Source organism: Acinetobacter zhairuonensis (assembly GCF_022601715.1).
GTDB lineage: Bacteria > Pseudomonadota > Gammaproteobacteria > Pseudomonadales > Moraxellaceae > Acinetobacter.
Window position 1 is genome coordinate 1 of the sequence record NZ_JAKVIM010000008.1, and the last position, 20,842, is coordinate 20,842.

The window sequence follows — 20,842 nt, forward strand, 5'->3', positions numbered from 1 at the left end:
ATCCGTTACAACCCCTATTTTGGTTTATTTTATAAAAAACCGTTCGCTCGTTCATTTAATCAGCAAAAATGGCTTTTTTTACTGTAAAAACCTCTTTTCTGTTCAATTTAGCATCAGTATTTAACTGAGCAAAAACCTGATCACAGTAAATATTCTCTGACTCCATCAGCAACATCTTCAGATTCACCTTAAAACTGCCAGAAGTTTTGTCTCATTTAAAGGATATAGCCAATCATCTATAGTCTCTTCTTCTGTTTAATCGATTAAAAAAGTCAAAAAGACAACCTGTAAACTCGCTCTACGCTGCACTGAGTCACTCGGAACTGAGTCTTTATCTTTTAACGTTCTCATCTTTTAAAAATTATTGATGTACTTTGAATATTGGCTTGAAGAACAGCTCACTCTAATTTTAGGAATAAGCGCTTTTTGATTTATTCATTTGCTCGAGTTGAATCGAAACAGTCATATTATTGATGCTTACTGCTTTTACATAGACATCGTCAAAGTGATCTAACTCAATTAAAAAAAGCAGAGCCTAAGCTCTGCTTTTCACTACCATGTAGGCTTCTTTAGAATTTCATACTGATACGCGCCCAATAATTACGTCCAATATTGTTAAATTGTTCTGTTGCTGCATAACCAAAGCCCGAACTTCCCAATTTATTCAAATGTTCGGCATAATTTTTGTCAAAGACATTATCTACACCAACAGAAAGATCAACGCCTTTTTGCAAGTTATAGGTCCCATTTAAAGACAATGTGCCGAAGCCTTTGCTGTCTTCCACATCATAGCCAATAATATTACCTTCGCGATAACTGGTACGATCTTGCGCTGCAACCACTCGCCATAAGAAACCAACATTATATTTATCTTGGACATAACGTAAATTGAAACGACCTTCTAACGGCGCAATTTGCGGTAATGCAGAATGGTCTGTGGTATTTTCACCCCACGCATACATTGCACTGACATCGGCTTGAATCTGATCCGTCAACTGATAGCCAATTCCTGCTTCTGCCCCTGCAATGGTCGCATCGACATTACGGCTTTTGGCTTCCAATTTCCCCATTTTACCTGTCGGCGTATATGCTACTAAGATGTAATCTTGAATTAGCCCTACATAAACTGAAGCCCATGACTTAAATGCACCCTGTTCATATTGATAGCCTGCATCAAACTGCGTGGTTTTTTCATTATCTAAATGATCGAAGGTGGTCCCTGTTTGATAATATTGGGTACTAAATAATTCCCAGTAATCTGGCACACGCTCAACATAGCCCAAGCCTGCATAGCTTTTCAGCTGATCTGTAAGTTGGCTTTCGAGGCGGAAAAATCCACTCGGTAACGTTTCTTTACGTTCCGTATCCGTCTTCAGATTATCAATTTGGGTTTGATCAATACGCGCCCCTGTGACCAACTTATTCTGATCACTGAATTGATAGCTTAATTCACCAAAAGCACCATAAGATTCAAAATCCATGTCGGTCACTCTCGGTTTATCTTTATAAGTATTCACCATCCCTTTACGAGCGCTATGCTTATTATTCTGTGCATCAACACCAGAGACTAGACTCCAATTATCCCATTCTGTTGTTATTGCTACGCGAGAGTTTAATGTTCTTCGAGCTACATTCGATGCCATCGGCATTGACATACCATCAACAGGAGTGAATTTACGAAGACTGAAATTATCCATCACATGGTCGTTATAGCTATAGTCGACTTGTGCCTCGACCTTCTGAATCACCTCGCTGATATTTTTCTTTTCAACATGTAAACCTAAGCTTTCTCGCGCAAACTTGGAACCATCCATCGTCCGTCCAGCATAGACTGCCTCTCCATCACTCTTGCCACCCTTCAGTTCTACCCAAGTGTCAGCATTCGGTGTCCAGCCTAAAGCCAGATCAGCATTCCATTTTTCCCAATCCGATGGAACCCTATTACCAGCACCATCCTGATAACTATCTGAAACTGAACGATTGGCATTTAAACGCGCGTATTTGCTTTCATCCCCCACAGCAGTTTCAATATTCTGATCTAAACGTCCATAGGAACCCATCATGACACTGGCTTGCCCACGATAAGGTTTTGCACTGCTCAATTTCTCAGGCTCACGCTCAAAAATCACAGTCGCAGCTGAACCAGTATGCGCATATTGTACCGTTTGCGGTCCTTTTACCACGGTAATTTTGTCATAGCTTTCTGGGGAAATATAAGATGCTGGATTATCCATACGACTCGGACATGCTCCTAAATTTTCCGTGCCATCGGTTAAAATTTTAATCCGCGAACCAAACATGCCACGGAAAGTCACATCCCCGTTGGCTCCCCCATTTTTAATTTGATTAAACCCAACAATACTTTGTAAATAGGCAGCACCATCAACGGCAGGAATAGGCTGTGTCGGCTGTTTTGGATCAGCATGCACGATCAAACCATTGGCATCATTGCCTTGCTGGGCTGTTACCACAATGGGAGCTAAAAATTGAGTAGTTTCTACTTCTGCACTCACAGCTGTAGCTGAATAACACGCGACACAAATCGCAGCCGACAAAGGCTGTAAAAACAATTTTGGCTGAGCCATATCAATCTCTCATAAAACATAAATAACACTGTGCTCAAGTACCTACGACCCAAGCGAGATAAAGCGGATTTATGCCCAGAGAGGCGGTGCCCGTCCTTGCGGAATCAGGAACAGTTGCTGCAGAACAAACCAGACATGACGATAGGCACGCTGCAAAGCGATCAGGCGGACCTGAATGCGATCTAAGACTGATTTGATTTCAAGCTCTGGCGGCAAGACCAAATTGCCATATACAGTGCAGTACTGACATTGATGCTTGGCATCATGATGATCATGCACAGGTTGCTCTTGATGCTGCATGCGCATATGCGAATGCTGATCATGTTGTGCAAGTGAAGTATGCTCGGCGTGTGCCGTTTGAGAAGGGAGTAATAATGCACGCGTAATGGTTTCACAGACCGGAGCAACTTGGTATTGCTTCGGCAGCAAAGGCTGCAAAAATACAGCAATCTGTAAAAAAACTGCGGCACATGCCAGCAGTAAACCACCACGGAAAAGCAAAAAAATCATCCTGCAATTTGTGCGGCGCCAGTATAACAAAACCCAATCGAAATTGGGTTCATACTTAAAGATGATTTTAAACGGGAAAAATTATCAGCGCTTGACTGCCACTTTCTCTTTTTGGCGCTGACGCGTAACTTTTTCCACTTTTTCTCGCGCACGCTGACGCTTTAGTGGCGATAAATAATCAACAAATAATTTGCCGTTTAAGTGATCCATTTCATGCTGAATACAAACAGCGAGAAGTTCGTCTGCTTCTAATGTAAAGGATTGACCTTCAAGGTTAATTGCCTCAATTTTTACACGTGACGCACGCTCAACTTTGTCGTATATTTGAGGCACTGATAAACAGCCTTCTTCATAAGGCTGGGTTTCTTCAGTCAATGGGGTAATTTTGGGGTTAATGAACACCATAGGCTGATCTTTATGTTCAGAAAGATCCATAACAATCAACTGAATATGGCGGTCGACTTGGGTAGCGGCTAAACCAATGCCTGGCGCTTCATACATGGTTTCAAACATATCTGCCGCTAACTGACGAATTTCATCAGTAACTTCTTCGACTGGTTGTGCAATGGTACGAAGACGGGGATCGGGGAAACTTAAAATAGGTAATAAGGCCATAAACGTCCTCACTTATGCCATTGATCAAAAAACCAAATGAAGGAATGCTTCATCAAAAAAATGTGTGTAATATCGTTATTATAACGTAAATTACATACATAATTTTAGGAATTATGATAATGAAAAAGGTTTTGAAGGGCATGCCATCTTTTAGTGCCTTGGGGTTTAAACAGCAATTGTTGGCACTGACTGTCGGTTTGGCAATCAGTGTTGGTTCTATCGCAGTGGTTGAAGCTGCACCAGCGCGTAACATCAATCCACCCTCGTTAAAAGCGGGGGCACCACAAGTTTATGTGGTCAAAAAGGGGGACACCCTTTGGGATATTTCTGGAAAATTCTTAGACAAGCCTTGGCGCTGGCCTGAAATTTGGGCAAGCAACCGTCACGTAAAAAATCCACATTGGATTTTCCCTGGTGACAAGCTGCTTCTGTGTAGCTACCAAGGCAAGCCATTGATTGGTAAAGATGAAGGTGACGGCTGTGACGGCATTATTCGTCGTTATGCAGGCGGTACCAAACTACAACCACAGGTTCGTGTTGAATCTTTAAATAATGCCATCCCTGTGATTCCACTGGAAAACATTAAACAGTGGTTAGAACACTCGACTATTATTGCACCTGAATCAATTGCCAATACTCCGTATGTTCTGGGTACGGCTGATCAACGCGTTCTAGCAGGTAAAGGACAAACCATTTATGCACGTGGCAATGGTTTAGAGGTCGGTCAACAATATGCGGTCTATCGTGAAGGCGACCCGTACACCTTGTTGAACCCCAAAGGGAAAAAATACGATGCAGGTCTTGAGTTAAATCAAGTTGCAACTGGCGTCGCGGTGGCAAGTGAAAATGACATTACCACGATTGAGTTAACCGACAGCTTTAATGCAGAAGTCCGTCGTGGCGATCGCGTCTTGCCTGTATATGACCCAATGCTACCGACCCTGTTCTACCCGACCATGGCAGAAGATGTCACCGTAGGTGGACAAATTGTGCGGGTGATGGGTTCAATTGGTACGGCAGCCAAACATAGTGTCGTCACCATTGACCGTGGGAATCTTGAAGGCGTTCAAGTCGGTCACGTATTTAGCATCAACCAAAAAGGTGAACAGGTTCGAGACCCGAAAACCAAAGAAATGGTGCAATTGCCGGGGCAAAAAATTGGTAACCTGATGGTCTTCAAGACTTTTGATCATTTTAGTTATGCTTATGTATTGGATAGTTCATTACCAGTCAAAATCGGGGCTTCAATTCAACCGCCATTAATGGACGAATAATTCGGAGTAACCCATGCTGAAACCATTATCACAAGTACAAATGGACACCATTACCTTGTGGTATTTGGTTCAGCACTCGCTCAGCAGTTTTTATAAGCTCGAACAGCATTTTGGAAGTATTCACAATGCCATTCAACCTGAAAGCTTGCTGCTTTGGCCAGGTCTCGGTTTACATAAAAATCATCTGCAACGTGCGCAACAATTTTACACGCCCGCTGAACAAAGTAAGTTTCAACGCATCATTGAAAATATTCAGCAACACGCTGATTTTATCTTGTGTTACCAAGATCCAGAATATCCACGACAACTGCTGCCCTACAGCGATAAACCACCCATTTTGTTTGGACAAGGTCAATTATCACTCTTGATGCAACCGCAAATTGCCATTGTTGGTAGTCGTAAACCCAGCCCGCATGGGCGACAAATTGCCTATGACTTTTCTTACTATTTAAGCGAAAAAGGCTTTGTAATTAACAGTGGTTTGGCACAAGGCATAGACGAAGCTGCACATCAAGGTGCTTTGCCTCACCAGCGTACCCTAGCGGTTATGGGCACTGGTTTAGATCAAACTTATCCTTCACAACACCAACAGTTGCGACAACAGATTTTACAGCAGTCAGGTACGATCATTACTGAGTTCTTGCCACACACCCCACCTCTTCAGCATCATTTCCCGCGACGCAATCGAATTGTCAGCGCCCTCTCTTTAGGTGTAATTGTTGCGGAAGCCAGTCTGAATAGTGGTTCAATCATTACTGCAAAACTGGCAGCAGAACAAGGTAAACTGGTCTTCGCCATTCCTGGACATATTTATAGTGAGTTTCATCAGGGCTGCCATCAATTGATTCGTGAAGGAGCGATTTTGGTTGATCATCCTGAACAAGTGTTAGAAGACCTCGCCTTACCAACACAATGGCAAGCACAGCAGCAAGCCCATGATGAATCTCTTACAACTTCACCCATCGTAAAGCCTGAAATCCCTGAACATTTGATGCCACTGTATAATCAACTGGACTGGACAGGTGCAGCTTTAGATCATTTAGCCATCCACTTGCAGCAAGATGCCGCAACTCTGACCGCGCAGTTGATGGAATTAGAACTTTTAGGCTTATGCATGCAACAATCTGGGGTGTTTTTGCGTTGTCGTCCTATTCAATAAGGTGCAGAATAAGCCTTTGCTCAAAATAGGACACGAACATGATTACCACCTCTGTTGCTGAAGCTGCCGAAAGTTTACACTGCGGACATGTCTTGGCATACCCGACAGAGGCTGTTTGGGGTTTAGGTTGTGATCCTCATAACGAAACTGCATTTAATGAAATTTTAAAGTTGAAGCAACGCCCCATTGAAAAAGGCGTCATTCTATTGGCTGGACATATTAGCCAAGTCGAGCACCTCTTGGCAGGATTGACACCAGATATGCGCAATACCGTGATCGCCTCTTGGAGTAATCGCAGCCCCACTGAACGCGCGACCACATGGTTACTTCCCGCCAGTGACGATATTCCAGTCTGGATTAAAGGCAATCACCCTAAAGTGGCAATCCGTGTCACCACTCATCCTTTATGTGTCGCACTCTGTAACGCATTTAACGGTTTTATTGTTTCAACCAGTGCCAATCCTGCTGGGCTCGAACCTGCCCGCTCACTGCAAGAGGCCAGTAAGTATTTCGGTCAACAATTGAATTATTTAAATGGCGACTTAGGCTCAAGCCAAGAGCCGAGCCGTATTCTGGATGCTGAAACAGGACAGATCATTCGTGCCTAATGATCAGCGTCTGCATGAAATTTTTGACAAAAAAAAGCTCAATCAAATAGGTTGATTGAGCATAAAAAGGATGTGTGTTAATCACATCCAGAGGGTTCGAAAATCTTGCTGAATGCCAGAATTAAAGTATTATTAAGAAATACTTAACTAGTCATTCTTGATGTGAACATTATCTAATATTCCAAATAAAAACACAAATAGATTATTTAATGCAGACTATTGCTTAAATCCATGATTAAAATGCGAAATTTATTCAAAAAGTCAAACTATCCCCCTATTTTTAAAATATTTTTAAATAAATAATCATTTGACAGTATACTTTTTTACACTTATAACTGGTGGTTTAGTCTAAGAAAAATATTTTCACTATAACACCTGTTTGTCTATTTATTAATCACATTTGGCGACTCAATCACACTCGTCTCGTGCTTTTTTGATTTCATTTGCGCCATTGCAATGCCCGTAATAATAATAATTCCACCGATGCTATGGTGGATGGTCCAAGCTTCATGTAACCAAAAATAAGCCAAAATAGCTGTGAAAATCGGCATCAGATTCATAAATATACTGGTACGATTAGGACCCAAACGTTGCACTGCCAACATCCACACCCAAGGTGCAATTAAAGAAGCAAACAAACCTGCATAGAACACACTGGCACTATTCTGCATATCTAAGCGGTCGATGCCCAACCACAGTACAAATGGCAAGTGATAAATTAAGGAAAATCCAATCTGGACATAAAGGCTAATCATCAGCGGGACTTTAAGCTGCCATTTTTTCAGGAACACGCCATAAAAGGCATAAAAGAACACTGCAATCACCATCAACAAATCTCCCCAGTGCCCACCTAAATGTAGCAAAGCCGCGAGATTTCCTTGTGCAATCACATACATCAAACCCAGAAATGAAATCATACTGCCCAAAATAGCAAATAGACTCGGGATCTCCTTGAGGAGGAGAATGGAAACGAAGATGGTAAAGATCGGAATGAAGGCATTAATAATGCCCATATTGGTGGCAGTAGTGTAATGCGCTGCACTATAAGCTAAACCCTGATAAAGCAGCATGCCAAAAGCACTTAACACCGCAAATTGTTTCCAATACAACATAACCAGCTGACGCTGTTGCCAAACTTTGGGCAGCATTACAGGCGTCAGCACCACAAAAGCCACCAGCCATCGATAGAAGCTGATGCTCACAGGCGAAATATAATCTGCGACATAGCGTGTGACTGCAATATTCAATGACCAAATAAAAACTGCAATCAATGGCAACAGCACTGCCAATTTCACCCATCTATTTTGCTGCATCTGCTGACTCATCTTCGCTCATCTAATACTGCTATTGTGCTAAAAGTCTGAAATAATAAAAATACGGTTTTTCAGACATTGATACGGTGATAATCAGCCATGCAGCATCAACAACCCGCCCTATCTGAATGGATGGAAGTGCATGAATATTTTTATGAATACAATGATGAGGTTGCTGCACATTCATGTATCTGGGGCGATTTCAATTTTAGCTTGAATGGAATTTTAGACTATGAAATTGAAGGAATGCACTATTTATCTCCACCTAACTACGGGCTGTGGATTCCCGCACACACTACACATGCCTGTTTTGCCCGCGAATTAGAAACCACCCACTATATTTGTATTCATTTGCATCCTGAACTGTGTAAGCTGTTCCCTACCCAGACCAAGACAGTCGAAATTAGCCCTTTTCTGAGACATTTAATCAAAGAAGTTCTACGCCAAAAAAGCCCACTCCACTCTACCGAATACCAACATTTGCTCTGTGTGCTCCTAGATCAACTCCGTACTGCACCAGCCTATGAACACTATCTTCCACAAACGCAACATGCAGTGTTAAAACCAATCTTGCAGCAATTGGGCAATCCAGAACATTTTGCCTTAAGTCTGCAGCAACTAATTAATGACTTTCACTTCACGGAAAGACATTTGTTACGTTTGAGCCAACAGGAATTACAATTGAGTCTGGTCGAATGGCGGAATCGCGCTAAAATCCTGTATGCCATGAAGCAACTGCACGCGGGATCGACGGTGAAAAAATTGGCTTATGATCTGGGCTACCAACACAGCTCCAGTTTTATTGAGTTCTTTAAACGTTATACAGGGCAAACCCCAGCTCAAATCCGTGAAGTATAAGCCAGCGACTGCAACTTTTTCGATTTAGGTACAGGATTCATCTTGCAGTTCCTGCCAATTCTCGTTACAACATGGAAACCCAATAAAAAATCAATGGATCTGTATATGAGCCAGTCTGTTTACGATATTCCTGTAAAAACCATCCAAGGCCAAGACGTGACCTTGAATCAATATCAAGGTAAAGTGCTGCTGATTGTGAATGTGGCATCAAAATGTGGTTTAACCCCACAGTATGAAGGTTTAGAGAAGTTGTATCAGCAACAAAAAGATCAAGGTTTAGAAATCTTGGGCTTCCCTGCCAATAATTTCTTGGCACAAGAACCAGGCAGCGACAGCGAAATCCAAGAGTTTTGTTCAGTCAACTATCAGATTGATTTCCCACTCTTTTCTAAAATCTCGGTGGCAGGTGAAGACAAACACCCATTATACCAAACCTTAATTGAGGCGATTCCAGAACGTATTGGTGAAGGTCCTTGGTGGAAAGATTTAGTCGATTATGGCTTAACCCCAAATGAGCCACCAGAAGTCCTATGGAACTTTGAGAAATTTTTAGTGAATAAACAAGGACAAATCGTGGCACGCTTTGCACCAGACATTACCGCAGATGACCCACGTCTTGTCGATGCAATTCAGGCTGAACTAGAGAAATAAGATTGTGACAGCATGATCAGAAAGTGAGTATTTTGCTTTCTGATAGTGTTAAGTCAATCTACTTAATTCCTTCATGGTTTTAATATTATTACAACATTAAATTCAAACCAACTCAGTTACTTACTGCTTTAATAACAACAATAGAACAAGATAGATAGCGTTAAAGGTAGATCATGAATCGTTTAGTACAGGCTGTGGTTTTCTCATTATCGACTGCATTAGTGGCAGCACCTGCGTTCGCTGCACCACAAAACTCGCATGACAATAAGCAACATGCCACTCAAAACCATAATGATGCGAATCACAAATACACGCATAACGACTCTTCAAGTCACCATGCACAAGATCAACACAAAGCTTCAAATAACAAGGCAGGTTACAACAAGCCTACTCGCCCATCGACTGCTTGGAAAGCAGGTAATCCTGTTCCGTCACAATACCGTGGCAAAGGCTATTATGTAGATTACCATCAACATAAAAAGTTATATAAACCAGGTAAAAATGAGCAATGGATTCATGTAAATGGTGATTATGTATTAACCAATATGCTGAACCATAACATTATTAAAATTGTTCCAGGCATGTAAGCGCATAGAGTTTAAAAAAGAGTGCACTTTGCACTCTTTTTTATACACGCCAACTTTTTGTTGTTGCTTTGCAGCCTGACTTTAGAAAGTAAAAGGCGCGTTCTATAATCCCATTTACCCTGATATAACGCTAGATTGAGATTGTCCAAGATTATGAAAAAAAATCTGCAAGGTGCCTTACTTCCTTTTGCCATTTTCACAGCGGGATTAAGTTTAATCGGCTGCGATCAGGCCACAGAACATACAGAAGTCGCAGCAAACTCTTCAGATGTAGAAGAAGTAATTGCCTCAAGTACAAATGAGGCAAGCACAGAATTAAAAAGTGGCAATATGTTGTATGTGGTCAGCGATGTGGCGGACATGCAATTGAAAGCGGGTGACTATGTTCAGCAGCTTAAAAGTACACAAACAGCATTAGAACAAGCTTTGGCAGATAAAGATCAACAGTCACTACAAACAGCTGTGAATGCATTACATCAGCAACTCACGGATTTCAATCGCGCGTTAAGTAGTCTGAATTTAAAAAGTCAGGAAATTGAATCGATTCGTGAAAAAATCATGAGCACCAATCAACAAGTGTTGGATTTACCTTACCTAAATGGCAAAGTCGATCTACAAACTGTCGATGTAGCGAAAATTGAACAACAAATCACACTGGTTCAATCCGAAATGCTGAACCTTGCCAAGATGCTCTTGTTAAAACAAGACTCATCAGTAAGTCATAGCTAAATATCAATGAAATGGATCAATCCAGCAACCTATACTGGGCTGATCCGCAAGCTATATCAAAGCTTAAAATCAATCACAATTCGCCCATCTATTTTGCCCTGCTCCATCCGTTCAAAAATATCATTGATATTTTCCAGAGGCTCAACATGAATATGTGCCTTCACTTTTCCACGTGCAGCGATATCCAACGCTTCTTTCAAATCTAAGCGTGTCCCCACGATCGAACCTCGTACGGTAATCCCATCGAGTACCATATCAAAAATGGACAGATCAAATTTTCCTGGAGGAAGACCATTCAAGACCATGGTTCCACCACGTCGCACAATAGAAACTGCTTGTTCAAAGGCTTTCGGAGAAACCGCAGTGACCAGCACGCCATGACAGCCATCTCCAGTGGCCTTCAGCACTTCATCTTTCACATTCACCTTTAAGGCATTAATACCTACATCGGCACCCAGCTCTTTTGCCAAATCCAGTTTTGTATCATCCACATCAATCGCAACAACATTAAAGCCCATGGTTTTCGCATATTGAATAGCAACGTGCCCTAATCCGCCAATGCCTGAAATCGCCACCCAATCCCCTGTTTTGGCTTCGGTCATTTTCAACCCTTTGTAAACCGTCACCCCTGCACATAAAATCGGAGCAATTTCTAGTAGATCAACTCCCGCAGGAATCACCCCGACATAATCTCCATCAGCAAGACAATACTCCGCAAAACTTCCATTCACAGAATAGCCAGAGTTTTGTTGTTGCTTACATAGGGTTTCCCAACCCGCATAACAGTGATCACAATGCCCGCAGGCGGAATATAGCCACGGAATCCCTACCAGATCACCCACATGTAAATGCTGAATACCTTCCCCAATTTCCACCACTTCACCCACTCCTTCATGACCCGGAATAAAAGGTAGGCTCGGTTTAATCGGCCAATCGCCATGCATGGCATGTAAATCGGTATGGCAAACGCCCGTTGCAATCATTTTTACCAGCACTTTACCTGCACTGATTTTAGGAATTTCGACTTGTTGAATTTGTAAAGGTTGATTAAATGCAGTCACAACTGCAGCTTTCATTGTATTTGCCATTTTTATTCTCCATGTACTCAACTTGAGTAAAGTGCTTATGAAGCAAACTTATTCATCAATAGCATAAAAATTGGAGAAAAATGGTAAGTATTTGGTATGTTTTTTGATCAAATTTTGGTAACTAAGCTAGATCCAGCAATCATTCATACATAGCAAGAATATGGCTAAATTCTAAAGTCACTTAGTGATTTTGCGCACGCCAATGTAAGAAAGCATTTTGTATCGCAGCTTTCACTTCTTCAGAAACTTGATGCTGCTCTAGATAACTAAAATCACCTCGATAAACTGCATCAATAATCGTTTTGGCTAAATGATGAATACTGTCACACCCTTGTTGCCAATAATTCTGGATTTGCTGCTGGGTGAGTACCAACTCCCAACACGACACCACCGAACTCATATCCACAGCAATCGCTAGATAGAGCTGTTGATCGTCCTGATAGAGTTCCCAAAAATGTGGAGCATGTTCTATGAGCTGCATGAGATAGACTCGAATTTAACCAATACGATTTTATAGCATAAAAAAAGCCACCTTTCGGTGGCTTTTTCAATCTCAAACCGTCAATTACATTGCGCGGTTTTTGATTTTGCGGATAGTTTCGAGCTGAGCCGCAGTTTCTGCCAAAGCAGCTAACGCAGCAGCCGAGTCCAAATCGCTCTTTTGATTTGCTAACAATTGTTCAGCTTGTTTACGAGCTTCCAAAATTGCTGCTTCATCTAAGTTGTCAGCACGGATTGCAGTATCTGCAAGAACCGTAACAACGTGCGGTTGAACTTCTAACACACCACCAGATACATAGACGATCTCTTCTGTACCGTTTTCCAAAATCACGCGAATCGCGCCAGGTTGGAGTAAAGTTACAAGTGGCGCATGACCAGGCATAATACCCAATTCACCACCCGCACCTTTAGCGATTAGCATGCTGATCGTGCCAGAGTAAATTGACTCTTTAACACTTACCACATCACATTGCATAGTCGACATGAGATGATCTCCTTAAATTAGAGTTTCTCAGCTTTAGCAATCGCTTCGTCAATACCGCCAACCATGTAGAACGCTTGTTCTGGAAGGTGGTCGTATTCACCAGCCAAGATACCTTTAAAGCCACGAATCGTTTCTTTAAGAGGTACATATTTACCAGGAGCACCAGTAAATACTTCAGCTACGTGGAACGGTTGAGAGAAGAAACGTTGGATTTTACGCGCACGGTAAACAACCAATTTATCTTCTTCAGACAATTCGTCCATACCCAAGATCGCGATAATGTCTTTCAATTCTTTATAACGTTGAAGAACGTTTTGAACTGAACGAGCAATACCGTAGTGCTCTTGACCAACTACTAATGGGTCTAACTGACGTGAAGTAGAGTCAAGTGGGTCGATCGCAGGGTAAATACCTTGAGAAGCGATGTCACGGCTTAATACAACAGTTGCGTCTAAGTGAGCAAACGTTGTCGCAGGCGATGGATCTGTTAAGTCATCGGCAGGTACGTATACCGCTTGGATAGACGTAATCGAACCAGACTTAGTCGATGTAATACGTTCTTGAAGAACACCCATCTCTTCTGCAAGAGTCGGTTGGTAACCTACTGCAGATGGCATACGACCTAGAAGTGCTGATACTTCAGTACCTGCTAGTGTATAACGGTAGATGTTATCAACGAACAATAATACGTCACGGCCTTTACCGTTTTCGTCTTTTTCGTCACGGAAGTATTCAGCCATAGTCAAGCCAGTTAACGCTACGCGTAAACGGTTACCTGGTGGCTCGTTCATCTGACCGTAAACCATTGCTACTTTGTCAAGAACGTTAGAATCTTTCATCTCGTGGTAGAAGTCGTTACCTTCACGAGTACGCTCACCAACACCAGCGAATACAGATAAACCTGAGTGCGCTTTAGCGATGTTGTTGATCAACTCCATCATGTTAACGGTTTTACCAACACCCGCACCACCGAACAGACCAACTTTACCACCTTTCGCGAACGGGCATAGTAAGTCAATGACTTTAATACCAGTTTCTAGAAGGTCGGTAGAACCAGCTTGTTCAGCATAAGAAGGCGCTGCACGGTGAATTGCCCAAGTAGTATCAGTTGCTACTGGACCAGCTTCATCGATAGGGCGACCAAGAACGTCCATGATACGGCCAAGTGTGCCCGTACCTACTGGAACAGAAATTGGTGCATTTGTGTTAGTTACGTTTAAACCACGTTTAAGACCTTCAGTAGATCCCATCGCAATTGTACGTACAACACCGTCACCAAGTTGTTGCTGAACTTCTAATGTAGTTTCAGTGCCATCAACATGGAGAGCGTCATAGATCTTAGGAACGCTATTACGTTCAAACTCGACGTCGATTACCGCGCCGATGATCTGAATGATACGACCGCTACTCATTGCTGTCTCCTCAATTCAAACTAATAATGTTAAACGGCAGCGGCACCACCAACGATCTCAGAAATTTCCTGAGTAATCGCGGCTTGACGCAGCTTGTTGTAAATGAGTTGTAGGCTTTTGATCAAGTCACCTGCGTTATCAGTTGCAGCTTTCATTGCAACCATACGAGCAGACTGTTCACACGCGATGTTTTCAATCACGCCTTGATAAACCATAGACTCGATATAGCGAACCAATAAACCGTTCAGCAAGTCTTCTGCTTCTGGTTCATAGATATAGTCCCAACCGTATTGACGGTTAAGGCTGTCGCTGTCTTCTGCTGGAGCAAGTGGAACAAGTTGTTCTACTGTAGGCTTCTGTGTCATTGCATTGACGAAACCATTTGACACTAAATAGATGCGATCGAGTTCGCCTTTGTCAAATGCGTCAAGCATAACTTGCACAGAACCTGTCAACTGTTCAAGAGTCGGTGCATCACCGATCTGAGTCGTTGCTCCAAGCACTTTACCGCCGTAGTTTTTAAAAAACGAAACCGCTTTTTGACCAATTAAAGCAAATTGAACTTCAATTGACTGCTCTTGCTGTTCCTGTACATGCTTAGCAACTTTTTTGAACAAGTTAATGTTCAAACCGCCAGCAAGACCACGATCTGAAGAAACCACAATATAGCCAACGCGCTTTACAGGGCGTTCAACCATATAACGGTGTTTGTATTCAGGATTCGCTTGAACCAAGTGAGCAATTACACGGTGCATATTTTCGGCATACGGACGGCCTGCAGCCATGCGCTCTTGCGCACGACGCATTTTCGAAGCAGCTACCATCTGCATCGCACGCGTAATTTTCTGCGTCGACTTGATACTAGCTACTTTGGCGCGAATTTCTTTTAAATTTGCCATACGCTTAACCTAGTATTCGAAAGCCCTTTCGAGCTTTCGAAGGTTGATCCGTGAACCAAACTAGACTAACCAGCTAATGCTAAATTAGTAAGTTTGAGTCGCTTTGAATTTCTCAATACCTGCTTTAATTTCAGCTTCGATGTCTTTGTTGAAATCACCAGTAGCATCGATGTTTTGCATTAACGCAGCATGTTCAGAACGGAAGTAAGCAATTAACGCAGCATCAAAGTCTACGATTTTCTTCACTTCAACGTCAGTCATGTAACCTTCGTTAGATGCATAAACTGAAACAGCTTGGTCAGCAATTGAGTAAGGAGCATATTGTTTTTGCTTCATTAACTCAGTTACACGTTGACCATGTTCAAGTTGTTTACGAGTTGCTTCGTCAAGGTCAGAAGCGAACTGAGCAAACGCAGCCAATTCACGGTATTGCGCAAGAGCGGTACGGATACCACCTGACAATTTTTTGATGATCTTAGTTTGTGCAGCACCACCAACACGCGATACCGAAATACCTGCGTTTACAGCAGGACGGATACCAGCGTTGAATAATGAAGTTTCTAAGAAGATCTGACCGTCAGTAATCGAAATTACGTTCGTTGGTACGAATGCAGATACGTCACCAGCTTGAGTTTCAATAATCGGTAATGCAGTTAATGAACCAGTTTGGCCTTTAACTTCACCTTTAGTGAATTGCTCAACGTAGTCAGCAGATACACGTGAAGCACGTTCTAATAAACGTGAGTGTAGATAGAATACGTCACCTGGATACGCTTCACGACCTGGTGGACGACGTAACAATAATGAGATTTGACGGTAAGCAACAGCTTGCTTAGACAAATCATCATAAATGATAAGCGCGTCTTCACCGCGATCACGGAAGTATTCACCCATTGTACAGCCCGAGTACGGAGCTAAGTACTGCATAGCAGCTGGATCAGCAGCGGCAGCAGCAACAACAGTTGTATACGCCATAGCGCCAGTTTCTTCTAACTTACGTACTACGTTCGCGATAGTCGATTGTTTTTGACCAATAGCTACGTATACGCACTTAATGCCAGAATCTTTCTGCGCGATGATCGCATCGATCGCCATAGCTGTTTTACCAGTTTGGCGGTCACCAATGATCAACTCACGTTGACCACGACCAACAGGAATCATTGTATCAACTGATTTATAACCAGTTTGTACAGGTTGGTCTACTGATTGACGCCAAATTACGCCTGGTGCTACTTTTTCAACAGCATCAGTAAGTTTTGCATCAATAGGGCCTTTACCATCAATTGGGTTACCCAAAGCGTCTACCACACGGCCAAGAAGTTCAGGACCAACTGGAACTTCTAATACACGACCTGTGCAACGAGCTTTTTGACCTTCTTGAAGGCTTAAGTAGTTACCTAAAACAACGGCGCCCACTGAATCCTGTTCTAGGTTCAGTGCCATACCAAATAAGCCGCCGTCGAATTCGATCATTTCACCGTACATTGCATCAGCAAGGCCGTGAATACGCACAATACCGTCGGATACCATAACAATGGTACCTTCGTTTTTAGCGGTCGCGCTGGTGTCCAGATCGCCGATACGCTGTTTAATGAGCGCACTGATCTCGGATGGATTCAGTTGTTGCATTGCGCTATACCTCAATCTTTTAATAGTTCAGTCTTTTTGCTATTAAGCAAGAAGACGTGTCCGCATTTTTTCAAGCTTGTTAAGCGCAGAATCATCTATCACTTGGTCGCCTGCACGAATAACTACACCTGCAATAAGCGCAGGGTTAACTTCTACAGTCACATTTACTGCTGCTTCGAATTTTTTCTCTAATGCATGTGCAAGTAATTGTTCTTGAACAGAAGACATTGGGAATGCTGATTCAATTACAACATCCACAGTGTTGTTATTCTGTGATTTGAGCTGTTCGTATTCTGCAGCGATTTCAGGAAGAAGAACCAAACGATCATTCTCAGCAAGCAATGTCAAAAAGTTTGACACTGCTGCAGTTTGGTCTTCGCCTAATACTTTTGCGAAAATACTGACCTGCTCAGCAGGAGTAAGCTCAGGGCGATTTAAATAAGCTGAAAATGCTTCGTCTTGTACCGCAGCACTAAGCACTTCTAATGCATTTGACCAGTTGTCAGTTGCATTTTGCTCAGATGCGTAAGCAAATGCTGCTTTTGCGTATGGGCGAGCCAACGTCAAGAGTTCAGCCATATTCCGCCTCGCTTAAAGTTTAGCAGCCAGCTGAGTAAGCATGGCATTGTGAGCTTCTGCATCAACTTGCTGGTTAAGGATTTTCTCCGCACCAGTAACTGCCAAGGCAGCAACTTGTTGACGTAATTCTTCGCGAGCAGAATTGATTTCTGTATCAACAGCTTCTTTAGCCTGTTGACGAATACGCTCACCTTCAGCAGCAGCTTGAGTACGAGCTTCTTCTACCAATTGTGCTGCACGACGGTTCGCTTGTTCGATCAATTGAGCCGCTTGTGCTTTAGCTGCGTCTAATTCTGCCTTTACTTGTGCTTGCGCATCAGCAAGGTCAGCTTTAGCTTTTTCAGCAGCATTTAAGCCATCAGCGATTTTACGCTGACGCTCACTAATCGCATTGATTAGTGGTGGCCATACAAACTTCATGCAGAATGCAACGAAGATTGCAAATGCAATTGCTTGGCCAATCAATGTGAGGTTGATATTCATTGCTATTCCTCAATAGTTTAATTTAGGAATTAAGCTGATTAACCTACAAATGGATTAGCGAAGATGAAGAACAAGCCAATACCAACACCGATCATAGGCACAGCATCAAGAAGACCCGCGATTAAGAACATACGAGTTTGAAGTTGTGGAGCCAATTCTGGTTGACGAGCAACAGCTTCAAGGAAGCGACCGCCTAAAAGACCAAAACCAATCGCAGTACCTAAAGCACCGAAAGCGATCAAGATAGCAGATGCAATTGCAACTAGACCTAAAGTGAGTTCCATGATAATTCCTCAGAGGTTAGGTTTATACCAAATTAAAGTAAAAAATTTTAAGCCCAACCATCCGGTGATAGTTAGGCAATACCATTAATGTTTTTCGCTTGCCATGCTCAAGTATACGATAGTCAGCATCATGAAAATGAACGCTTGTAACGTAATAACAAGAATGTGGAAGATCGCCCAAGGCACAGACAACGCCCACTGGATCCAGAACGGTAGTAACGCGATCAAGATGAAGATTAACTCACCCGCATACATGTTACCGAATAGTCGTAGAGCCAATGAAATTGGTCGTGCAAGGAAAGTTACTAATTCCAGAATTAAGTTCACAGGAATAAGCAACGCTTTTGCAACTGGATTACTTGGGTTAAATGGGTTAAGTGCCAATTCACCAACGAAACCGCCAACACCTTTTTCACGGATGCTGTAGAACAAGATAAGCACAAATACAGATAAAGACATACCAAGGGTAATGTTAGGATCTGTAGATGGAACAATCTTAAAGTAAACGTGGTGTGGGTCCATACCAAATACACTTGCACCAACGTGCTGAGCTACATAAGGAATCCAGTCAACTGGAATCAAATCCATCAAGTTCATGAGGAAAATCCACACGAAGATGGTTAAAGCTAGCGGAGCGATTAAGCGTGATTTGCCATGGAAAGTGTCACGGACACTTGAGTCAACAAACTCAATGATCATTTCGATTGCAGACTGGAACTTGGTTGGAACACCAGAGTTTGCAGCTTTCGCTACGATCCAGAATAACAAGCAGAAAATGACACCAAGGCCGATTGACCAACCCATTGAATCCAAGTGAATAGCAGTGAACCCCATCTGTTGAGCTTCAGCACCGTTCTCGGCCAATTTCCACGTACCATCTGGCATTTTGCCATAGGTCATATTGGTCAAGTGATGCTTGATATACTCGGTCGAAGTAAGGGCATGTTCTTCAGCAGCCATAAATCACACCTGGTCAATGTCAAATACAAATAGAGTAAGCGAATATCGCATGCTGCGTGATATCTCGCTTATCTCCAAAAAAACTTTTCAATTTAGCTGCGCTTAAACTCGTTTTTGTAGACGTGACACCCAAAAAGGAGCGACCCACGACATGGTTTGAACGAGGATAAAACCACAAAACAACGCCGCCGGAGATAACGGCTGGACATTGCTTAAAATTAAAATAAATCCGACGATCACAATCGTAAACTTGCCCATCATCCCTCGGTACATATTTGACAGTACCTGTTTAGATGCTCTCGCTCCTGCAGCTCGAAACGACTGCCAAGAAAAATAACAACTTGCGAGCCAGCATACGCCCGCACCAAGTGCGGCACTTAAAGCTGCCGTTGTATCTTTCACGAGCCACGCCAACAAGGCTGACACAGGAATCATAAATGCTTGCAAGATGACTAATGCTTTCGCTAATCGTCGGTCAATCAAGCGACTAGTTCGGCTCATTATTTATTCACTCACAGCATAAATGCTTGACAAGTTTAGCTGATGATCGTTTTTAATCGCAGGCATTATAGAGTTACACCCCTGAACATGCAATCACTTCCCGACCTAAGTCGAGTTTTTTTCAATACAATGAATGTCTAGCAGTTGATTAAATATTGATTATTTTCACTTCATTGGTGTGCAGTTAATACACAATTTTTGACTTGTTGCGCCAAATCTGACCATGCCGAGATAAAGTTATTTTCTGCATTTAAGCTTTCATCAACCGCCTGAAACACAATAGGCTGTAGTTTTTGATACTGATTGGCACTGGCATGTCCTTCTGCCAATAAGCACATTTTCTTTTGTGCACGATGATCATTCAAATACTTAATTTGGGCGAGCGTCGGTGCGATATGTGGATCATCAGTCATTGATCCTGCCAGCTTCAATTGCAAGGGGCGTTCTAAATATTGATAAGCATCGTGATACGCCCAATATGGCTGTGCGGCAGTTTGAGTTTGGAACTTTTGTGCTGTAGCAAACATCTGCTTGGCAAAAATCTGGGCGTTGTGCCAGTACTTGTCACGGTACTGTGGTTGTTGTTGTGAACGTAAGGCTGCAATAAAGAAGCCAATCCGCACTGCATTATTCGGGTCCAACCACACATGAGTATCTACTGTATTAGCTAGAGGCGCACCTCGCGTACTGCGTTGCGGCAAAGTTTTAACTAACCCAGAAGATAAAATGGAAACTGCTTTCGGGTTATTGTGCAGTAGCCTATCCAACGGAGCTTCGTGTGCTTTCCCTAGCCAAATGACCAAGTCTGCATCTTGAATGGCTTTACGATGCGCTGGTGTCAAGGAAACATCATGCCCAGTTTGATTTTCTAGCAACAACACTGGCTGTTCAATCCCTTTTGTTACTTCCTGTGCAATCAAATATAAAGGATGCGTAGACACCACCAGACTCTGCGTCCAACCTACGGTACTCAGGATAGACAGCAAACAAAAAGTAAAGATACGGGACATGATTGAACAACACTAAATTTTATCTAGTGTTATAATATAACAATCCAACAAAAATACCTACGTCTAATCGTAACTTAAAGCAGTTCATGTTAAAATTTAATGTCGTTTATTCTATTTCAAGCC

At 42.5% G+C, this 20,842-nt stretch carries 23 protein-coding genes; 7 read left to right on the forward strand and 16 right to left on the reverse strand.

Annotated elements, in window-relative coordinates; genetic code table 11:
* Positions 1–569 precede the first annotated feature (569 nt).
* From MKI85_RS07845 to def, 3 genes are all read right to left on the reverse strand, one after another.
* The gene (locus tag MKI85_RS07845; RefSeq protein WP_241626584.1) at positions 570–2,585 is read right to left on the reverse strand and encodes a TonB-dependent copper receptor; all 2,016 of its coding nucleotides are present in this window, start codon (positions 2,583–2,585) and stop codon (positions 570–572) included.
* A 69-nt stretch (positions 2,586–2,654) separates the two neighbouring features.
* Positions 2,655–3,086: a DUF2946 family protein gene (locus MKI85_RS07850; RefSeq protein ID WP_241626843.1), complete on the reverse strand. Its 432-nt coding sequence runs from the start codon at positions 3,084–3,086 to the stop codon at positions 2,655–2,657.
* 93 nt (positions 3,087–3,179) lie between these two features.
* Positions 3,180–3,710, reverse strand: coding sequence for a peptide deformylase (gene def / locus MKI85_RS07855; protein ID WP_241626586.1), 531 nt, complete (start codon positions 3,708–3,710; stop codon positions 3,180–3,182).
* Between the two features lie 119 nt (positions 3,711–3,829).
* Between def and MKI85_RS07860 the strand changes: the two genes are divergently transcribed.
* Genes MKI85_RS07860 through MKI85_RS07870 form a run of 3 tightly spaced genes read left to right on the forward strand, consistent with a single transcriptional unit; the run spans position 3,830 to position 6,751 of the window.
* Positions 3,830–4,984, forward strand: coding sequence for a LysM peptidoglycan-binding domain-containing protein (locus tag MKI85_RS07860; protein ID WP_241626588.1), 1,155 nt, complete (start codon positions 3,830–3,832; stop codon positions 4,982–4,984).
* A gap of 13 nt (positions 4,985–4,997) precedes the next feature.
* A complete protein-coding gene (gene dprA, locus MKI85_RS07865; protein WP_241626590.1) occupies positions 4,998–6,143 on the forward strand; it encodes a DNA-processing protein DprA in 1,146 nt (381 codons plus the stop codon).
* A 38-nt stretch (positions 6,144–6,181) separates the two neighbouring features.
* The gene (locus tag MKI85_RS07870; protein ID WP_241626592.1) at positions 6,182–6,751 is read left to right on the forward strand and encodes a Sua5/YciO/YrdC/YwlC family protein; all 570 of its coding nucleotides are present in this window, start codon (positions 6,182–6,184) and stop codon (positions 6,749–6,751) included.
* Between the two features lie 383 nt (positions 6,752–7,134).
* Here the strand turns inward: MKI85_RS07870 and MKI85_RS07875 are convergent, their stop codons facing one another.
* On the reverse strand, positions 7,135–8,064 hold the full coding sequence (locus tag MKI85_RS07875) for a DMT family transporter (RefSeq protein WP_241626594.1): 930 nt from the start codon (positions 8,062–8,064) through the stop codon (positions 7,135–7,137).
* 99 nt (positions 8,065–8,163) lie between these two features.
* Here MKI85_RS07875 and MKI85_RS07880 point away from each other — a divergent pair, with 99 nt between their 5' ends.
* The 4 genes from MKI85_RS07880 (at position 8,164) to MKI85_RS07895 (ending at position 10,889) form a co-directional block, all read left to right on the forward strand.
* Positions 8,164–8,922, forward strand: a complete 759-nt coding sequence (locus tag MKI85_RS07880) for an AraC family transcriptional regulator (RefSeq protein WP_241626596.1) — start codon at positions 8,164–8,166, stop codon at positions 8,920–8,922.
* A gap of 105 nt (positions 8,923–9,027) precedes the next feature.
* Positions 9,028–9,573: a glutathione peroxidase gene (locus tag MKI85_RS07885; RefSeq protein ID WP_241626598.1), complete on the forward strand. Its 546-nt coding sequence runs from the start codon at positions 9,028–9,030 to the stop codon at positions 9,571–9,573.
* Between the two features lie 173 nt (positions 9,574–9,746).
* A complete protein-coding gene (locus MKI85_RS07890; RefSeq protein ID WP_241626600.1) occupies positions 9,747–10,160 on the forward strand; it encodes an RcnB family protein in 414 nt (137 codons plus the stop codon).
* Between the two features lie 153 nt (positions 10,161–10,313).
* Complete coding sequence (locus MKI85_RS07895; protein ID WP_241626602.1) at positions 10,314–10,889, forward strand: hypothetical protein; 576 nt, start codon at positions 10,314–10,316, stop codon at positions 10,887–10,889.
* A gap of 56 nt (positions 10,890–10,945) precedes the next feature.
* Here the strand turns inward: MKI85_RS07895 and adhP are convergent, their stop codons facing one another.
* From adhP to MKI85_RS07955, 12 genes are all read right to left on the reverse strand, one after another.
* Complete coding sequence (gene adhP / locus MKI85_RS07900; protein WP_241626604.1) at positions 10,946–11,977, reverse strand: alcohol dehydrogenase AdhP; 1,032 nt, start codon at positions 11,975–11,977, stop codon at positions 10,946–10,948.
* A gap of 181 nt (positions 11,978–12,158) precedes the next feature.
* The gene (locus tag MKI85_RS07905) at positions 12,159–12,458 is read right to left on the reverse strand and encodes a hypothetical protein (protein WP_241626605.1); all 300 of its coding nucleotides are present in this window, start codon (positions 12,456–12,458) and stop codon (positions 12,159–12,161) included.
* Positions 12,459–12,542: 84 nt separating this feature from the next.
* On the reverse strand, positions 12,543–12,962 hold the full coding sequence (locus MKI85_RS07910; protein ID WP_241626607.1) for a F0F1 ATP synthase subunit epsilon: 420 nt from the start codon (positions 12,960–12,962) through the stop codon (positions 12,543–12,545).
* A gap of 17 nt (positions 12,963–12,979) precedes the next feature.
* Entirely contained in the window at positions 12,980–14,374 is a 1,395-nt protein-coding gene (atpD, locus tag MKI85_RS07915) for a F0F1 ATP synthase subunit beta (RefSeq protein WP_241626609.1), read from the reverse strand.
* 29 nt (positions 14,375–14,403) lie between these two features.
* Entirely contained in the window at positions 14,404–15,273 is an 870-nt protein-coding gene (gene atpG, locus MKI85_RS07920) for a F0F1 ATP synthase subunit gamma (protein ID WP_241626611.1), read from the reverse strand.
* An 84-nt stretch (positions 15,274–15,357) separates the two neighbouring features.
* Positions 15,358–16,902, reverse strand: coding sequence for a F0F1 ATP synthase subunit alpha (atpA, locus tag MKI85_RS07925; RefSeq protein ID WP_241626613.1), 1,545 nt, complete (start codon positions 16,900–16,902; stop codon positions 15,358–15,360).
* A 42-nt stretch (positions 16,903–16,944) separates the two neighbouring features.
* A complete protein-coding gene (locus MKI85_RS07930) occupies positions 16,945–17,481 on the reverse strand; it encodes a F0F1 ATP synthase subunit delta (RefSeq protein WP_241626615.1) in 537 nt (178 codons plus the stop codon).
* A gap of 12 nt (positions 17,482–17,493) precedes the next feature.
* Positions 17,494–17,964: a F0F1 ATP synthase subunit B gene (locus MKI85_RS07935; RefSeq protein ID WP_241626617.1), complete on the reverse strand. Its 471-nt coding sequence runs from the start codon at positions 17,962–17,964 to the stop codon at positions 17,494–17,496.
* Positions 17,965–18,002: 38 nt separating this feature from the next.
* Positions 18,003–18,248: a F0F1 ATP synthase subunit C gene (gene atpE / locus MKI85_RS07940; RefSeq protein WP_000424060.1), complete on the reverse strand. Its 246-nt coding sequence runs from the start codon at positions 18,246–18,248 to the stop codon at positions 18,003–18,005.
* An 84-nt stretch (positions 18,249–18,332) separates the two neighbouring features.
* Positions 18,333–19,208 carry a F0F1 ATP synthase subunit A gene (atpB, locus tag MKI85_RS07945; RefSeq protein WP_100242265.1) on the reverse strand — a complete coding sequence of 292 codons (876 nt, stop codon included), beginning with the start codon at positions 19,206–19,208 and terminating at the stop codon, positions 18,333–18,335.
* 102 nt (positions 19,209–19,310) lie between these two features.
* Positions 19,311–19,709: an ATP synthase subunit I gene (locus tag MKI85_RS07950; protein ID WP_241626618.1), complete on the reverse strand. Its 399-nt coding sequence runs from the start codon at positions 19,707–19,709 to the stop codon at positions 19,311–19,313.
* A gap of 170 nt (positions 19,710–19,879) precedes the next feature.
* A complete protein-coding gene (locus MKI85_RS07955) occupies positions 19,880–20,719 on the reverse strand; it encodes a metal ABC transporter solute-binding protein, Zn/Mn family (RefSeq protein ID WP_241626620.1) in 840 nt (279 codons plus the stop codon).
* Positions 20,720–20,842 lie beyond the last annotated feature (123 nt).

What these genes read in the sequence shown, in the direction of transcription:
- MKI85_RS07845 (WP_241626584.1), bottom strand. Translation starts at nt 2,585, where the DNA reads ATGGCTCAGCCAAAATTGTTTTTACAGCCTTTGTCGGCTGCGATTTGT.
- def (WP_241626586.1), bottom strand. Translation starts at nt 3,710, where the DNA reads ATGGCCTTATTACCTATTTTAAGTTTCCCCGATCCCCGTCTTCGTACC.
- MKI85_RS07860 (WP_241626588.1), top strand. Translation starts at nt 3,830, where the DNA reads ATGAAAAAGGTTTTGAAGGGCATGCCATCTTTTAGTGCCTTGGGGTTT.
- dprA (WP_241626590.1), top strand. Translation starts at nt 4,998, where the DNA reads ATGCTGAAACCATTATCACAAGTACAAATGGACACCATTACCTTGTGG.
- MKI85_RS07870 (WP_241626592.1), top strand. Translation starts at nt 6,182, where the DNA reads ATGATTACCACCTCTGTTGCTGAAGCTGCCGAAAGTTTACACTGCGGA.
- MKI85_RS07875 (WP_241626594.1), bottom strand. Translation starts at nt 8,064, where the DNA reads ATGCAGCAAAATAGATGGGTGAAATTGGCAGTGCTGTTGCCATTGATT.
- MKI85_RS07880 (WP_241626596.1), top strand. Translation starts at nt 8,164, where the DNA reads ATGCAGCATCAACAACCCGCCCTATCTGAATGGATGGAAGTGCATGAA.
- MKI85_RS07885 (WP_241626598.1), top strand. Translation starts at nt 9,028, where the DNA reads ATGAGCCAGTCTGTTTACGATATTCCTGTAAAAACCATCCAAGGCCAA.
- MKI85_RS07890 (WP_241626600.1), top strand. Translation starts at nt 9,747, where the DNA reads ATGAATCGTTTAGTACAGGCTGTGGTTTTCTCATTATCGACTGCATTA.
- MKI85_RS07895 (WP_241626602.1), top strand. Translation starts at nt 10,314, where the DNA reads ATGAAAAAAAATCTGCAAGGTGCCTTACTTCCTTTTGCCATTTTCACA.
- adhP (WP_241626604.1), bottom strand. Translation starts at nt 11,977, where the DNA reads ATGGCAAATACAATGAAAGCTGCAGTTGTGACTGCATTTAATCAACCT.
- MKI85_RS07905 (WP_241626605.1), bottom strand. Translation starts at nt 12,458, where the DNA reads ATGCAGCTCATAGAACATGCTCCACATTTTTGGGAACTCTATCAGGAC.
- MKI85_RS07910 (WP_241626607.1), bottom strand. Translation starts at nt 12,962, where the DNA reads ATGTCGACTATGCAATGTGATGTGGTAAGTGTTAAAGAGTCAATTTAC.
- atpD (WP_241626609.1), bottom strand. Translation starts at nt 14,374, where the DNA reads ATGAGTAGCGGTCGTATCATTCAGATCATCGGCGCGGTAATCGACGTC.
- atpG (WP_241626611.1), bottom strand. Translation starts at nt 15,273, where the DNA reads ATGGCAAATTTAAAAGAAATTCGCGCCAAAGTAGCTAGTATCAAGTCG.
- atpA (WP_241626613.1), bottom strand. Translation starts at nt 16,902, where the DNA reads ATGCAACAACTGAATCCATCCGAGATCAGTGCGCTCATTAAACAGCGT.
- MKI85_RS07930 (WP_241626615.1), bottom strand. Translation starts at nt 17,481, where the DNA reads ATGGCTGAACTCTTGACGTTGGCTCGCCCATACGCAAAAGCAGCATTT.
- MKI85_RS07935 (WP_241626617.1), bottom strand. Translation starts at nt 17,964, where the DNA reads ATGAATATCAACCTCACATTGATTGGCCAAGCAATTGCATTTGCAATC.
- atpE (WP_000424060.1), bottom strand. Translation starts at nt 18,248, where the DNA reads ATGGAACTCACTTTAGGTCTAGTTGCAATTGCATCTGCTATCTTGATC.
- atpB (WP_100242265.1), bottom strand. Translation starts at nt 19,208, where the DNA reads ATGGCTGCTGAAGAACATGCCCTTACTTCGACCGAGTATATCAAGCAT.
- MKI85_RS07950 (WP_241626618.1), bottom strand. Translation starts at nt 19,709, where the DNA reads ATGAGCCGAACTAGTCGCTTGATTGACCGACGATTAGCGAAAGCATTA.
- MKI85_RS07955 (WP_241626620.1), bottom strand. Translation starts at nt 20,719, where the DNA reads ATGTCCCGTATCTTTACTTTTTGTTTGCTGTCTATCCTGAGTACCGTA.